The 15257-nt window shown below is 69.3% G+C and carries 12 protein-coding genes; 4 read left to right on the top strand and 8 right to left on the bottom strand.

Annotation, left to right across the window (positions count from 1 at the left end):
- Window positions 1-26: 26 nt before the first annotated feature.
- Both AOK17_RS45490 and AOK17_RS45495 read right to left on the bottom strand, forming a co-directional pair.
- On the bottom strand, window positions 27-1571 hold the full coding sequence (locus tag AOK17_RS45490; RefSeq protein WP_055618522.1) for an MFS transporter: 1545 nt from the start codon (window positions 1569-1571) through the stop codon (window positions 27-29).
- 427 nt (window positions 1572-1998) lie between these two features.
- A complete protein-coding gene (locus AOK17_RS45495) occupies window positions 1999-2514 on the bottom strand; it encodes a hypothetical protein (RefSeq protein WP_055618523.1) in 516 nt (171 codons plus the stop codon).
- 418 nt (window positions 2515-2932) lie between these two features.
- Here AOK17_RS45495 and AOK17_RS45500 point away from each other — a divergent pair, with 418 nt between their 5' ends.
- Entirely contained in the window at window positions 2933-3997 is a 1065-nt protein-coding gene (locus AOK17_RS45500) for a sugar ABC transporter substrate-binding protein (protein ID WP_206190946.1), read from the top strand.
- 138 nt (window positions 3998-4135) lie between these two features.
- Here the strand turns inward: AOK17_RS45500 and AOK17_RS45505 are convergent, their stop codons facing one another.
- From AOK17_RS45505 to AOK17_RS45515, 3 genes are all read right to left on the bottom strand, one after another.
- Entirely contained in the window at window positions 4136-4978 is an 843-nt protein-coding gene (locus AOK17_RS45505) for a transglutaminase family protein (RefSeq protein WP_055618532.1), read from the bottom strand.
- 80 nt (window positions 4979-5058) lie between these two features.
- Window positions 5059-5991, bottom strand: coding sequence for an alpha-E domain-containing protein (locus AOK17_RS45510; RefSeq protein ID WP_055618524.1), 933 nt, complete (start codon window positions 5989-5991; stop codon window positions 5059-5061).
- A 77-nt stretch (window positions 5992-6068) separates the two neighbouring features.
- A complete protein-coding gene (locus AOK17_RS45515) occupies window positions 6069-7613 on the bottom strand; it encodes a circularly permuted type 2 ATP-grasp protein (protein ID WP_055618525.1) in 1545 nt (514 codons plus the stop codon).
- Between the two features lie 282 nt (window positions 7614-7895).
- Between AOK17_RS45515 and AOK17_RS45520 the strand changes: the two genes are divergently transcribed.
- Window positions 7896-8939: a helix-turn-helix transcriptional regulator gene (locus tag AOK17_RS45520; RefSeq protein WP_055618526.1), complete on the top strand. Its 1044-nt coding sequence runs from the start codon at window positions 7896-7898 to the stop codon at window positions 8937-8939.
- On the opposite strand, the gene AOK17_RS45525 is transcribed toward AOK17_RS45520, so the two are convergent.
- On the bottom strand, window positions 8893-9888 hold the full coding sequence (locus tag AOK17_RS45525; protein ID WP_055618527.1) for a helix-turn-helix transcriptional regulator: 996 nt from the start codon (window positions 9886-9888) through the stop codon (window positions 8893-8895). The two genes, AOK17_RS45520 and AOK17_RS45525, sit on opposite strands and share 47 nt — an antisense overlap.
- A gap of 2 nt (window positions 9889-9890) precedes the next feature.
- Window positions 9891-10874: a helix-turn-helix domain-containing protein gene (locus AOK17_RS45530; protein WP_079053662.1), complete on the bottom strand. Its 984-nt coding sequence runs from the start codon at window positions 10872-10874 to the stop codon at window positions 9891-9893.
- A 387-nt stretch (window positions 10875-11261) separates the two neighbouring features.
- Between AOK17_RS45530 and AOK17_RS45535 the strand changes: the two genes are divergently transcribed.
- Window positions 11262-11558, top strand: a complete 297-nt coding sequence (locus tag AOK17_RS45535; RefSeq protein ID WP_055618529.1) for a Rieske (2Fe-2S) protein — start codon at window positions 11262-11264, stop codon at window positions 11556-11558.
- A gap of 214 nt (window positions 11559-11772) precedes the next feature.
- Here the strand turns inward: AOK17_RS45535 and AOK17_RS51120 are convergent, their stop codons facing one another.
- A complete protein-coding gene (locus tag AOK17_RS51120; protein WP_055618530.1) occupies window positions 11773-12186 on the bottom strand; it encodes a pyridoxamine 5'-phosphate oxidase family protein in 414 nt (137 codons plus the stop codon).
- 132 nt (window positions 12187-12318) lie between these two features.
- On the opposite strand from AOK17_RS51120, the gene clpB reads away from it, so the two are divergent.
- Complete coding sequence (gene clpB, locus AOK17_RS45545; RefSeq protein WP_055618533.1) at window positions 12319-14928, top strand: ATP-dependent chaperone ClpB; 2610 nt, start codon at window positions 12319-12321, stop codon at window positions 14926-14928.
- Window positions 14929-15257: the final 329 nt, after the last annotated feature.

Here is a 15257-nt window from a genome sequence, read left to right on the forward strand (position 1 = left end):
GGCGGCGGGGGCGAAAAACGTTCGGGTCAGCCCATGTGGGCCCCAGGCACAGACCCCGCCTCCCCCTGGCGCCCCGCGTCGACCGCGAAGGCCGTGACGACGAGGCCCGCCAGGAACATCCCCGCGGCGGCGACGAACGCCATCGTGTATCCGTGCGTCAGCGCCTCCCCCGCACGCGACACAAGCCCGAAGTCCTCAGTCGCCAGCCCCCGGTAGAGGGACGCGGCGGCATCAGGCACCTTGCCATCGGCAGCCGACGTGGAGATCGTGGACAGCACCGCGAGCCCCAACGCCCCACCAACCTGCTGCGCGGTGTTCAGCAACGCGGAAGCGACCCCGGTGTCCAGATGGTCGACCCCGCTCACCGCCCCGAGCGTCATCGGCACGAAGCTCAGGCCGAGACCGAGCGCGGTGACGAACATCGCCGGCATGAGATGGGCGGCGTACGACGAGTCCGCCTCCAGCGTCGCGAACCACCCCATGCCCACCGCGGCGACCAGCAGCCCCGGCCCGGCGATCAACCGAGGTGCGAAGTGCGTGACCAGCTTGGAGCTGACCCCCGCCGCGGCGGCCATACCGAAGCTGAACGGCAGATACGCGAAGCCGGTCTTCACGGGGCTGTAGCCCAGGATGAGCTGCATGTAGAGGGTCAGGAAGTAGAACGTGGCGAACATGCCCGCACCGATGAACAGCATGGTGGCGTACGAGCCGGTGCGGTTGCGGTCGCGGAACAGCCGCAGCGGCATCATCGGGTGCGAGCTGCGGGCCTGAAGGACGAGGAAGACCGCCAGCAGGACGACGGCCGCGGCGAAGGACGCCAGGGTCGCCCCGCTCGTCCAGCCGTGTTCGCCGCCGCGGGTGATGCCGTAGACGAGGGCGATCAGACCGCCGGTGCCGGTGATGGCGCCGGGCACGTCGAGGCGGCCCGGGTGGCGTTCGGCCTCGACGAGGGTGCGGGTGCCGGCCAGGACGGCCAGGCCGATGGGGATGTTGATGAAGAACACCCAGCGCCAGTCCAGCAGATCGGTGAGCGTGCCGCCGAGCAGGAGCCCGACGGTGGCGCCGACGCCGCCCATGGCCGCGTACACGCCCATCGCGGTGTTGCGGGGCTTGCCCACCGGGAACGTGGTGGTGATCAGGGCCAGCGCGCTGGGCGCGGCGAGCGCGGCGCCGACGCCTTGGAGGATGCGGGCGCCGATCAGCAGGCCCTCGTTCGGGGCCAGTCCCCCGAGCAGGGAGGCCAGGGTGAAGACGATGATGCCCACCTGGAACATGCGCCGGCGGCCGAAGAGGTCACCGGCCTTGCCGCCGAGCAGGAGCAGTCCGCCGAAGGCCAGCGCGTACGAGTTGACGATCCAGGCGAGGTTCGCGTCGGAGACGCCGAGGTCGGTCTGGATGGCGGGCAGGGCGATGTTCGTGATGGTGGCGTCGAGTACGACCATCAGCTGGGCCGCCGCGATGACGACCAGGGCGAGGCCGAGGTGACGGCCTGGGGGTGGGGTGCCGGTGCCGGTGCCGGTGCCGGTTTCCGGGCGTGCGGGAGTGGTGACAGCTGTGCTGTCCGCAGACATGGAGGAACTCCAAAGGGATGGGCTGAGAACCGAAGCGAAAGGGCGCGCTGGGTCGACGGTGAACGAGAACACCCGCGGTGCAATCCGAGCGGGGCTGCCGTCCACGGCACGCCTGCCTGACTCGGGACGAAGCCCAAACGTAGCAGTCGATTTCCGCCGGGAAGGGCGAGAATCCGCATTCTCAAAATGTGGTTCTTCTCCCCCTTGACGGGCGATATTGATTGTGGGCACCGGGGAAATTCAATTCCGCCTTCAGTGCTCACACTCCGAGCCGTTCTGTCAAATGCGGGCAGGGTCAGAGGCGGTGTCGTCCCTGGTCGGAAGGGGTGGGCGTTCTCCGGCGGGAAACACCGCCCACCCTCTCCCGTGATTCACGGACCCTTTGCCGTGCGCCCTTCTGTGAGCCCTTCTGCTGCGGACTGCTTTGTCAGTGGGCCGGATTGGCGGGGGCCAGGTGGCACATCGTCGGCTCGTCGAAGATCTCGGCGAGGTCGCAGGCCAGATCGTCCTCCCAGTCGGCGGCATCGGCGGCATCGGCGGCGTCTGCGCCGGTCCAGTCCTCCACGGCCGTGACCCCCTGCTCCTTCGTTTCCGACGGCGCCACCTGAGCCGCCTGTGTCAGCTGTGTCATCTGTTCCACGGGCAGCTTCGGCGGGGCCTGGAGCCAGCTTTCGAGGGGGCGTTCCGTGTAGCTCTCGACGCAGGCGACGATCGCCTCGCGGAGCGTGCCGGTTTCGGTGAGCCCGGTGAGCGCGGACCAGTCGGCGGCACACGGGTCGGGGGAGGGCTCGGGTACCGGCAGGGGCGCGGCCGGCGCCACGGCACCGGCACCCGCACCGGCGTCGGCCGTCAAGGCCGTCGCGGCCATCACGGGCGTACCGGCCGTCACGGCCAGGCAGCCGGCCGCCAGAAGCGGTATGAGGCATCGGGAGAGCGTGCGCATGGGGACTCCAGAGTGAGTGTGGACACGAGCGGGACGAGCTGCCTGGTCCCGGCAACTGCTCCCGGCACCTCTTCCCAGCAACTTCCGAGAGGCGCGCCACCGCAATCCGTACGCGGCCGAACAGGTGCCCGTACTGACCCGGACGTGGTGTTCTGGCCGCTTCCGACCAGGTCCGCCCCACCCTCGACCCCCTCGTACGACGAGCGCGTGGACCCCTGCCCGACGGATTTCCCCTACATCACCCCGGTCTCTCCACAGGTTTCTGTTGCGATCTCGTTAGCAGTTACTCCTTGACGCACCAGGAACCCCGACGTTGGCTTTTGTCACCTGGGCCCGCACGGTTGCGCCCTCGTCCGGAAGGCACCCGAAAGTGAACAGCGCCATACGTCGCACCGCCGTAGCCGTCTCGGCTTCCACGATGACCCTCATGCTCGCCGCATGCGGAGCACTTGACGGGAGCAGCGACGGCGACGAAGCGAGCCCGACCAAGGGCGACGACATCACCGTGGGGCTGCTGCTGCCGGAGAAGTCGAACTCGCGCTACGAGAAGTTCGACTACCCGATCATCAAGGAGAAGGTCGAGACGCTGACCGGCGGCAAGGGCAAGGTCGTCTACGAGAACGCCGAGCAGGACGCGGCCGAGCAGAACAAGCAGCTCGCGCGGATGGTGGCCGACAAGGTCGACGTACTCCTCGTGGACGCGGTGGACTCCAAGGCCATCGCCTCCGGGGTGAAGCAGGCCAAGGAGGCGGGGATTCCCGTCATCGCGTACGACCGGCTGGCCGAGGGGCCGATCGACGCGTACGTCTCGTTCGACAACGAGGCGGTCGGCCAGGTGCAGGGCCGGGCCCTCGTCGACGAGCTCGGCGCCGGCAAGTCGCAGAAGATCGTCATGATGAACGGCGCGGTGACGGACCCGAACGCCGCCCAGTTCAAGGACGGCGCCCTCGGTGAGCTCAAGGGCAAGGTGACCATCGCCAAGTCGTACGACACCAAGGAGTGGAAGCCGGCCAACGCCCGGGCCAACATGATGGCCGCGATCTCCGCCCTCGGCGCCGACAACATCGCCGGGGTCTACTCCGCCAACGACGGCATGGCCGGCGGCATCATCTCCGCGCTGAAGGCGGCCGGGGTCACCAACCTGCCGCCGATCACCGGCCAGGACGCCGAACTGGACGCGGTGCAGCGCGTCGTCATCGGCGACCAGTTCATGAGCGTCTACAAGCCGTACCCGCAGGAGGCGGAGACCGCCGCCGAGATGGCCGTGGCCGTCGTCCGCGGCTTCGGAATCGAGTTCGACTCCCTGACCCCCGACAAGGTCACCAGCCCCACGAAGAAGAACATCCCGGCCAACCTCCTCCAGGTCTCCGCCCTGACCAAGGACACCATCAAGTCGACGGTCCTCCAGGACGGCATCTACACGGCCGAACAGATCTGCACGGCCAAGTACAAGGCGGCCTGCGACTCCCTCGGTATCAAGTAGCACCTTGTGCGGTGCGCGGTCGACGCGCGTAACCGGGACGGTTCAGGGGGTTTCCCACATCTGTGGAAAAACCCCTGAACCTCTCGGCCCACGGGGCCCGGGAGGTCATGCTCTCCGGAGTTCACGACACCCGGGAGCTCATGCCACCCGGGTGAACTCCACCGTCACCTCCGGCGGGCCCCCGGCCACCCCTCGGTAGATCCCCTTGTGCGGGGTGACGTCGTCGTAGTCGCGGCCCCGGCCGACCACGACGTGGGACTCGTTGGCGCGGGTGCGGTTGGTGGGGTCGTGGCCGGTCCAGTCGCCGGCCCAGTACTCGATCCAGGCGTGACTCTGGCCGGCGACGGGGCGGTGCAGTTCCGCGTCCCGTTCGGGGTGCAGGTAGCCGGAGACGTAGCGGGTCGGCAGGCCGAGCGCACGCAGGAGCCCGGCCGTCAGGTGGGCGATGTCCTGGCAGACGCCCGCGCCCTGGTCCCAGGCCTCGGCCGCGCTGGTGTTCACGCCCGTGGAGCCCGGGATGTACGAGACCCGGTCGGCGACCAGGTCCGAGACCGCGACCGCCGTCTCGTGCGGGTCCAGGCCCGCGGCGGCCGTGCGGGCCCGCTCGACCAGCTCCTCGGGGACGGCCGTACGGGAGGTCTGCACCGAGTGTTCCAACAGGCGGGAGTTGGCCACCCGCTCGGCCACCTCCGCCCAGGTCGGGGCCGGTGACAGATCGGCCGGCGGTGACGTCTCCACCAGGCTCACCGCAGTGATCGTCAGATCCTCGTGCGGCTCCATCAGGTCGAAGCCGGTGACCTGGGTGCCCCAGTAGTCCCAGTACGACCAGGTCGGGGTGGACGGGTTGACCAGGACGCGGGCGTCCAGCGTCGTCTGGCCCGGCAGCGTCAGCGGGGTCATGCGGACCTCGTTGTGGGAGCGGACCGCGGCCTGCGCGTACGAGACGCGGGTGACGTGCCGGATGCGGAGCCGACGGGTCATCGGCGCGTTCCCGTTCCTGTTCCCGTTCCCGCTCGCGCTCGTGTTGCCGTTGCCGTTCGGGCTCGTGTTCGCGTTCATGCTCACGCTCCTTCCTGGGCCCACTCGACGGGCCCCTGGTACGGGAAGAACCTCTCCGCGACCGCCTCGGCGGAGGCCATGCAGGACGTCTGCAGTTCCCGTAGCAAAGACGGGAGTACGTCCTCCAGAGCCGTCGAGTCCAGGTACTCGAGGCGGGTACGCATCCTGCCGATCGGGCGGCGCGCCGGATCCTGGCGCGGGCGGCCGAGCGCCGCCAGGCACTCCTCCGCCGTGGTCAGCGAGTGCAGCACCGACCGCGGGAACTCCCGGTCCATGATGAGGAATTCGGCCACCCGGGCGGTGTCCCCGAAACCGCCGTACACCCGCGCGTACGCCTCGTCCGCCCCGCTCGCGCTGAGCAGCGTCGGCCAGTCGGGCGCGTGCGCCGCGTCCAACACCCGTACGGACAGCAGCCGTACGGTCATGTCCACCCGCTCCAGGCTCCTGCCGAGTACCACGAAACGCCAGCTGTCGTCCCGGCTCATCGTCGAGTCGGCGAGCCCGCAGAAGAGCGCGGCCCGCCGGCGGACCAGCTCCAGATAGGCGTACGGGCCGGTGCGGCGGGCCGCCAGCCGCTGGTCGGCGAGGGCGTGCCAGGTGGAGTTGAGGCACTCCCACATCTCGGAGGACACCGCCTCGCGGGCACTGCGCGCGTTCAGCCGGGCGGCGCCCAGGGCGCCCTCGATGGAACAGGTCGAGCGGGCGTCGAAGGCCAGCTGGTCCAGGACCTGTTGCATGTCGACGGGGCCGGTGCCCGCGTCGACGCCGAGGATCGCGTACAGCGAGCGGCAGGCCACGTCCTCGTCCCGCCAGGGGTCTTCGAGGAGCCGGTGCAGATACGCGTCGAGGATGCGGCCGGTGGCGTCGGCCCGTTCGACATAGCGGCCCGTCCAGGTCAGCGCCTCGGCGATGCGGGAGAGGATCACGTCGTTCACGGCCGTACCTCCTGCTGCGTGTGCGGCTTGAGCGGCTAGGGCGGCTTGAGTTGCGGACGCTCCGTCGTGCGGGGGTGTCATTGCTGCTGCGCCCCTTCCTGCGGGACGAGACGGTCGCCGTCGGGGCCGAGCTGGCGCGGGGCGACCTCGGGCAGCGGACCCGAGGGCTCCGCGACCGGACCCTCCGCCGGGCCCTCCGCGAGTACCCAGGTGTCCTTGGAGCCGCCGCCCTGGCTGGAGTTGACGATGAGGTTGCCCTCCTGGAGCGCGACCCGGGTGAGCCCGCCGGGCAGCACCCACACATCGCTGCCGTCGTTCACGGCGAACGGCCGGAGATCGATGTGCCGCGGAGCCATCCGCTCGCCCGCGAGGGTGGGGGAGGTGGACAGGGCCACCGGCCGCTGGGCGATCCACCCTCGAGGATCGGCGACGACCTCTTTGCGTACGCGATCGAGTGTCTGCCGGTCCGCGTGCGGTCCGATGACGATGCCCTGTCCGCCGGCCCCGTCGACCGGCTTCACGACGAGCTGGTCGAGCTGGTCGAGGACGGCTTCCAACTGCCCGGGTTCATCAGGGCGAAACGATTCGACATTGGGGAGGACCGGTTCCTCGGACAGGTAGTACCGGATGAGATCGGGAACGTACGTGTAGAGGAGCTTGTCGTCCGCGATGCCGTTGCCCACCGCGTTCGCGAGTGTGACGTTCCCGGCCTGGGCGGCGTTCATGATGCCGGGGCAGCCGATGACCGAGTCGGGCCGGAAGTGCAGCGGGTCGAGGAAGTCGTCGTCGAGCCGCCGGTATACGACGTGGACGGGCATCTCGCCGCGCGTGGTCCGCATCCACACGCGGTTCCCGCGGCAGACCAGATCGTGCCCCTCCACCAGCTGGACGCCCATCAGCCGTGCCAGCAGGGCGTGTTCGAAGTAGGCGGCGTTGCTGGGACCGGGGGTGAGCACGACGACGCGCGGGTCGCCGACGCCGTCGGGCGCCGCCGCGCGCAGCGCCGCGAGCAGCCGCTGCCCGTACCCGTCGACCGGCAGGACGTGCTGCTCGGCGAAGAGCGAGGGGAAGATCCGGGTCATCGCGCGGCGGTTCTCGATGACGTACGAGACCCCGGACGGCACCCGGACGTTGTCCTCCAGGACCCGGAAGTCGCCGGCCTCGTCCCGTACGAGATCGATGCCGGCGACGTGGATGCGTACCCCTCCCGGGGGTTCCACGCCGTGCGCCGCCCGGTGGAAGTGGGGCGAGTTGAGGAGGAGCCGCCAGGGCACGACCCCGTCCTCGAAGGCCCGGCACGGCCCGTACGCGTCCGCGAGGTAGGCCTCCAGAGCCCTGACCCGTTGAGAAACCCCGCGCTGTATGAGATCCCATTCCAGCGCGTCCAGCACGCGCGGCACGAGGTCCAGCGGCCAGGGCCGCTCCTCCCCCGCGAACGCGTACGTCACACCCCGGTCCGTGAACGACCGGGCCATCTGATCGGCCCTGAACCGAAGTTCGGCCGGTTCCATCGGTTGAAGTGCCGCCAGCACCGGCTCATAGGCGGTCCTGACCTCACCCGGCCGCTCAAACATCTCGTCCCACGCGTCGGCCAACGCGTATGCGTCAAATATGTCCGCCATGGCCTGACGTTAAGTGCGATACGTAACGTGCCGATCACTCGACGATTTCCGGCAGCTCACACAAGTCGCTCGTCTTCTCCTTGTCCTCGCGCGTCGCATCCGCGCCAGGCCGTCGGCTTCGCGACCGCCATCAGCTTGTTGCAACGAGCCATGCTGGGGTGGGGGCAAAGGCGTATCAACTGGGACGATAGGGGGTGCGGGCTCGTCGAAGCCGTGTTGCGGAGGCGGTGGCAGCCGCGCATAGTTGCGCTCCGGAAGAGGCTTGAACCGGGGGTTGAGGAGATGGCCGGGCACGGGAAGGAAGCGCATCCGCACGGTGCTGACCGCCTGTGCGAGGCGGGGGACCGGGTGTACTCCCGGGCGGTACGACGCGGCCGGGTGTCCCGCGAGGACGCCGAGACCGTGCCCTGCCTGGTCGAGCTGGCGCTGCTGCACCCCGACCCCGACGACATGGGCTGGCTGGTGCCGACCTCGCCGCAGGAGGTCATGACACGGCTGCTGCGGGAGATGCACGAGCACGTCGTGGCGACGCAGTCGCGCATGGGCTCGGCGGTGTCCGCCTTCGAGTGGTACGCGGCCCTCGGCGGCAACGCCCACTCGCGCGCCGAGGGCGTGGCGATCCGGGTGCTCGACGGACTGCCGCGGATCCGGGCCGCGATGGACGAGGCCACCGAGGCGTGCTCGTCCGAGGTGCTGGCCGTCCAGCCGGGCGGCATCCGCCGCGAGGACGAACTCTCCGAGGGCCTGCACCGGGCGATGGCACTGCGCCGCCGGGGCGTGCGCATGCGCGACCTGTACACGCATGTGGCCCGGCACGGGCAGGGCCTGCTCAACTACATGGAGCTGATGGGCGACTCGGCCGAGGCCCGCACCCTGGACGAGGTCACCGAGCGGCTCATCGTCTTCGACCGCACGGTCGCCTTCATCCCCGCGAGCTCCGACCGCACGATCGCCCTCGAACTGCGGCATCCGGCGCTGGTGGACTACCTGGTCACCGTCTTCGAACGGCTCTGGCGCCTGGCTATCCCGCTGACCGCGCCCCTCCCGGACACGGGCATAGAGGGCATCACGCACCGCGAGCGCTCCATCGCGGCCCTGCTCGCGGAGGGCCACCAGGACGCGGTGGTCGCGGAGCGGCTGGGCATCAGCGTCCGTACGTGCCGCGCCCACATAGCCCGCCTCTCGGAGACGCTGGGCGCGGCCAGCCGTACGCAGTTGGGTGTGCGCATAGCCCAGGCCGGCCTCGACGGCCCGCCCCGCGACCCGGAACTCCAGCCCCTCACGTCTCCCGGTCCCGGGCTTCCAGAATCCCCGACCGACCGATGAGATAACCGAGCTGCGCGCGACTCTCGCTGCCGAGGGTGGCGGCGAGTTTGGCGATATGAACGCGGGCGGTACGGATGTTCAGCCCGAGCCGGTCCGCGATGGCCGCGTCGGTGTGGCCTTCGACGAGGAGGGCGGCGATGGCGTGCTGGCGGGGGGTGACGCCGTTGAGGGATGGGGGGTGTACGGCTTCGGGGTACATGGGGGTGGCGAGGCGCCAGAGGCGGTCGAAAGTGGTGACGAAGAACGTGATCAGCGCCGGAGTGCGGACTTCCAGTGCGACCGTACGGTCCTTGCTCGCCGCGACGAACGCCACAGCGCGGTCGATGACCAGTAGTCGCTCAGTCACTTCGTCGAGGGTGCGCGCTTCCACATCGCCCCGGAGCAGCTCGTAGCGGGCCACCACCGGAGGCGTGTGGCGGACGGGGTGCTGGTAGAGGGTGCGGATGCGGGCACCCCGATCCAGCAGTGCCTGGTCGCGTTCCAGGGCGGTGCCCAGGGTTTTGGCGGCCAGGCCGTTGTGCGGCTGGATCGCGAGCAGCTCCTCGCTCGCTTTGGCCAGGGCCTCCGTGATGGCCAGGTCGATCTGTCCTTTGCCACGGAGAACCCTGATCGTGGGGGCGTCTGTCACCGCCGTATGGCTGCCCTCGATCCGCATCAGTGGTTCGAACGCTTCGGCCAGCCGAGTCTCCCGTCGCCGTTCCTCCGCGATCCGCTCGTTGAACGTCCGAAGGAGCCGGGGCAGCGCGACGGTCGGTGCCGTGGGCACCAGGCGCTTCTCGTCGTCCGTGTCGGGGTGCAACAGGCCGAGGTCGAGCAGACAGGGAGCAGCCTCGCCATCGACTCCGCGCACACTGCCCTCGCGCAGGGCTCGGGCGTAGAGACTCATACCCGCCTCGCACAGCTCCTCGGCTCCGTGTGCGTGAAGCTCACGGTTCTCTCTGGAGGACATGGTCAGTGATCCTGCTCCAGGATCCCCGACTGCGCTATGAGAAAGCCGAGTTGGGCCCGGCTGCCGCTGCCGAGGGCGGTGGCCAGCTTCGCTATGTGGGCGCGGCAGGTCCGTACGTTCATGCCGAGGCGGCGGGCTATGGCCTCGTCGACGTGGCCTTCGACGAGCAGTTTGGCGATGGAATGCTGGATGTTGGTGATTCCATCGGCGGCGGTCTCGTACGGGGCGCCGGCGGTCAGCGGGACTGCTCGGCCCCAGACGAACTCGAAGACCTTGACCAGGTAGCGGACCAGGCCCGGGTGACGGAGCTCCAGTGCAACCTGCTGGTCGTCACGGGTGGGGATGAAGGCGACGGTCTCGTCGCAGACGATGAGGCGCTCCACCAGCTCGTCGATGGTGCGGTACTCCACCTTGCCGTCCGAGAGCTGTGCCACGTAGGCCAGCCTCTCGGGGTTGTAGCGGGCCGTGTGCTGGTAGAGGGTCCGGATTCGCACTCCGCGCTCTATGAGAGGCCTGTCTCGTTCCAGTCCCTGAAGGAGGCTGCGTTCGGACCCGCGGTCGCTCGGCTGAATCGTGAGCATCTCGGCCCGGCACTGGGCTGTGGCCAGGTTGAGCGCCGCGTTGATGCGATCGCCGCCCTCCAGCACTGTGATCGAGTGTGTGGGTGCCGCTCCTTGAAGGCTGAGCGCCATGAATGGCTCAAATATGTCTGACAGCTCGACCGACAGCCGTCTGCGCTCGGTGATCTCGCGCTCAATCGGGTTGAGCCGCTGCGCGAGGGCGACCGACGGTGGTACCGGGCGCAGCCATTCCGCATCGTCGGGATCCGGGTGCAGGAGCGCGAACTCCATCAAGCAGGGGGCGGGCTCCACATCCGCACGGGCGATACGTCCTGTGCGGAGAGCGTTCGTGTAAAGACGGCCACCTTCCTCACACAGTTCGGTCACCGGATGGGGATGTGTCGCCTTAGTCCCGTTTGTTGCCAAATCTCCACCCCCCAGGGTCCTGAACGTGCAGGAACATGATGCATCGATTATGTGGTCACCACGTGCCCGAATGAGCCATCGTCGTACTCGACGGGGGAAGACGGGACTTTCAAGTGAGGACGAAGCCGACTATGCGTAAGACAATGCTTCGCTCGGTGCTTGTCGCCGCCTTCTCTGCCGTCGTGGCATTCGGAGCTTTGGGTGACCTCTCCGGCGCGAAGGGTGATCAGGCCGACAGTCACTGGCCGGCGGCAGCGGTGGACGTCGTGGCCGCTCCTGTCGACTCCCACTGGCCGGTGGTCCCGGTGAACCCGGGGGTTCCGGTGGACGATGGTTCCGGGAGTTGACGTGACCACTCCACCCGACGACCGCTCCTTCCGCCGAGAAATGGCCACCGCGTACCGCTCCGGCTGGCACTTCATCGATCTGGCCACTGCTGTCCCCCACAGCGGTGACTCATTGATGGTGACGGTGTTCGGGGAGCCGGTCGTGGTGACCCGGGACGAGGACGACGACGTACGGGCGTATCGGTGTCTGCGACGGCCTCGGGGGGCGCCGCAGCCGGTACGGTGCGCCATTCGGTACGGAATGATCTTTGTGAACCTCGACCAGCGTGACCACCGGCTGGTCGAGCCGGAAGCCCCGGACGTACGAGCCATCTCAGCCACCCCCCGCAGTGCCTGACGCGATTCCCCCGTCGTTGTAAATCGCTCAGGCGCTTCCCCCCGCAGCGGCGTCACCGTGACCTGAACACGGTGACGCCGCTGCAGTTTCCAGGCATATTTCAGGTCATCCACCGGTTTCCACAAGGGCTGAAACCAGCCTGGTACCTGACTGGTGCCCCACTGTGCGCGCACCTCGCACCCGTTTCCCGTCAGTCGCGCGGTCAGTCGCGCGATCAGCCGTGCCCCAGCGCCGACGTCAGCGCGATCTCGACGACCACCCGGGACGGGTTGGGGGACGGGGTCCGGCCATAGCGCTCGGCGTACCGCCGTACCGCCTCCGCGACCCGCACCGGATCCGTGGAAACCGTCGCGCGCCCCTCCAGCGTCGCCCACCGCCGCCCGTCCACCTGGCAGACCGCGACCGGGACGCCGTCGGGCCCGCCGGCCTGCACGTTCCGCACCTTCGTGCTGGACTTGTTCGCGATCACCCGAGCGAGACCGGCCTCCGGATCGTATGTAACCCCGACGGGCACCACATGCGGCGTGCCGTCGGGACGGAGGGTGGTCAGGGTGCACAGGTGACGTTCCCGCCAGAAACCGAGGTACGTGTCGTCGGGATCGCGCGGGTTCACGGGGTACGAGGCCATGGACGGGAACTTAGCCGCTGAACCTCGCCCGCACCTTCTTGAGCGGAATAGACTCAACTTTGTGTACGTTGGTTGGGTCAGGCCGACCTGGAGCACATGTATGTGCAGGAGCACGAGGAGGAGAACGGACACGTGGACGCCGAGCTGACCAACAGGAGCCGGGACGCGATCAACGCGGCCAGCAACCGGGCCGTGACCGGGGGTCACGCCGATCTCACCCCCGCGCATCTGCTCCTCGCGCTCCTTGAGGGGCAGGAGAACGAGAACATCACCGACCTGCTGGCCGCCGTCGAGGCCGACCAGGCCGGCGTACGCACCGGCGCGGAGCGCGTACTGAGCGCGCTGCCCAGCGTGACGGGCTCCACCGTCGCCCCGCCCCAGCCCAACCGCGAACTGCTCGCCGTCATCGCCGACGCCGCCGAGCGCGCCAAGGAGCTGGGCGACGAGTACCTCTCCACCGAGCACCTGCTCATGGGGATCGCGGCGAAGGGCGGCCAGAGCGGGGACGTACTCTCCCAGCAGGGGGCCAGTGCGAAGAAGCTGCTGGAGGCCTTCCAGAAGAGCAGGGGAGGGCGCCGGGTGACCACCCCGGATCCCGAGGGCCAGTACAAGGCTCTCGAAAAGTTCGGTACGGACTTCACAGCCGCCGCGCGTGAGGGCAAGCTCGACCCCGTCATCGGCCGCGACCAGGAAATCCGCCGGGTCGTGCAGGTGCTCAGCCGCCGCACCAAGAACAACCCCGTCCTCATCGGCGAGCCCGGCGTCGGCAAGACCGCCGTCGTCGAGGGGCTCGCCCAGCGGATCGTGAAGGGTGACGTCCCGGAGTCGCTCAAGAACAAGCGGCTCGTCTCGCTCGACCTGGGCGCGATGGTGGCCGGCGCCAAGTACCGCGGTGAGTTCGAGGAGCGCCTGAAGACCGTCCTGGCCGAGATCAAGGACTCGGACGGGCAGATCATCACCTTCATCGATGAATTGCACACCGTTGTCGGCGCGGGTGCCGGCGGCGACTCATCCATGGACGCCGGCAACATGCTGAAGCCGATGCTCGCCCGCGGTGAGCTGCGCATGGTCGGGGCGACGACCCTGGACGAGTACCGCGAGCGGATCGAGAAGGACCCCGCCCTCGAACGCCGCTTCCAGCAGGTGCTGGTCGCCGAGCCGACCGTCGAGGACACCATCGCGATCCTGCGCGGACTCAAGGGCCGGTACGAGGCCCACCACAAGGTGGTCATCGCGGACAGCGCGCTCGTCGCCGCCGCGACGCTCTCCGACCGCTACATCACCTCCCGCTTCCTGCCGGACAAGGCCATCGACCTCGTCGACGAGTCCGCGTCCCGGCTGCGGATGGAGATCGACTCGTCCCCCGTCGAGATCGACGAACTCCAGCGCGCCGTCGACCGGTTGCGCATGGAGGAGCTCGCGCTCGACAAGGAGACCGACCCCGCCTCCAAGCAGCGCCTGGAGAAGCTGCGCCGCGACCTCGCCGACAAGGAGGAGGAGCTGCGCGGCCTCACCGCCCGCTGGGAGAAGGAGAAGCAGTCCCTCAACCGCGTCGGTGAGCTGAAGGAGAAGCTCGACGAACTGCGCGGCCAGGCCGAACGGGCCCAGCGCGACGGCGACTTCGACACCGCCTCCAAGCTGCTGTACGGCGAGATCCCCACCCTGGAAAGGGACTTGGAGGAAGCCTCCGAGGCCGAGGAGGAGGCCGCCAAGGGCACGATGGTCAAGGAGGAGGTCGGCCCGGACGACATCGCGGACGTGGTCGGCGCCTGGACCGGCATCCCCGCCGGACGCCTCCTGGAGGGCGAGACCCAGAAACTCCTGCGCATGGAGGAGGAGTTGGGCCGCAGGCTGATCGGCCAGACGGAGGCGGTGCAGGCCGTCTCGGACGCCGTACGCCGCACCCGCGCGGGCATCGCCGACCCGGACCGCCCGACCGGCTCGTTCCTCTTCCTCGGCCCGACCGGCGTCGGCAAGACCGAACTCGCCAAGGCCCTCGCGGACTTCCTCTTCGACGACGAGCGGGCCATGATCCGCATCGACATGTCGGAGTACGGGGAGAAGCACAGCGTGGCCCGGCTGGTCGGCGCGCCGCCCGGCTACATCGGCTACGAGGAGGGCGGCCAGCTGACCGAGGCGGTCCGCCGCCGCCCGTACAGCGTCGTGCTCCTCGACGAGGTGGAGAAGGCGCACCCGGAGGTCTTCGACATCCTGCTCCAGGTGCTGGACGACGGCCGCCTGACGGACGGCCAGGGGCGGACGGTCGACTTCCGCAACACCATCCTGATCCTCACCTCGAACCTCGGCAGCCAGTATCTGGTCGAGCCGCTCACGTCCGAGGAGGAGAAGAAGCAGCAGGTCCTGGAGGTCGTACGGGCCTCCTTCAAGCCGGAGTTCCTCAACCGGCTCGACGATCTGGTCGTCTTCTCCGCGCTGAACAAGACCGAGCTGGAGCGGATCGCCAGGCTCCAGGTCGACCGGCTCGCGAAGCGGCTCGCCGAGCGGCGTCTGACCCTGGAGGTCACCGACGCGGCGCTGGCCTGGCTCGCCGACGAGGGCAACGACCCGGCGTACGGGGCGCGGCCGTTGCGGCGGCTCGTCCAGACCGCCATCGGCGACCGGCTCGCCAAGGAAATCCTCTCCGGCGAGGTCAACGACGGCGACACGGTCCGCGTGGACGCGTTCGGGGAGGGCCTGATCGTGGGCCCCACGACGGCGGCCCCCTCCGGCAAGGAGTTGTAGGGGAGTTACGACCTGGTTCCGCCTGCGGGCCGGTGGGGGGTGGGGGGGCTTGTCGCGCAGTTCCCCGCGCCTCTGAGGTGAGTGGGGCCGAGCGTGATGAGTTCGCCGCGGGTCGTTCTGGGCCGAGTGCGCAGTTCCCCGCGCCCCTGAAGACGAAAGCCAGGGGCGCAGCCCCGCTTTTCAGGGGCGCGGGGAACTGCGCGAGCAACCCCGACCGACCCGCACCCGCACAACGGCCTCCACCCACCCCACCCCTCACCCCGGCGCAGCCACCCGCACCCCCACCCGCGTACGGGTGGCTGCGCCGGCGTGAGGGGTGGGGTGGGTGG

The sequence above is a fragment of the Streptomyces phaeochromogenes genome, assembly GCF_001418655.1.
Classification (GTDB): domain Bacteria; phylum Actinomycetota; class Actinomycetes; order Streptomycetales; family Streptomycetaceae; genus Streptomyces; species Streptomyces phaeochromogenes.